1 protein-coding gene is annotated in these 269 nt (G+C 34.6%); it reads left to right on the top strand.

Features of this window, described 5'->3' with window-relative positions:
• A partial coding sequence (locus ORL93_RS31105) for a PD-(D/E)XK nuclease family transposase (protein ID WP_265960360.1) occupies nt 1-269 on the top strand: 269 nt, incomplete at both ends.

Genomic DNA, 269 nt, shown 5'->3' on the forward strand with positions numbered 1-269 from the left:
TGATGATATTGAAATTCATTTTGTTGAAATTCCAAAATTGGTCAAACAATGGCGTGAAGAAAAAGTAAATCCATGGGAAAATGCATTTGTTCGTTGGATGTTATTACTACCAGCACATGAAGATGAATATTTAACTCAAACATTGGAGGAGATTGCAATGAATCAAGATCCAATTTTACAAAAAGCAATAAATAAATGGGAAAATATGAGCCATGACTCCTCTTTCCGAACAGCTTATGAGGCTCGCGAGAAGCTACTTCTTGATGAAC

The organism is Bacillus sp. DHT2 (assembly GCF_026241455.1).
GTDB classification, from domain to species: Bacteria; Bacillota; Bacilli; order Bacillales; family Bacillaceae_G; genus Bacillus_A; species Bacillus_A pseudomycoides.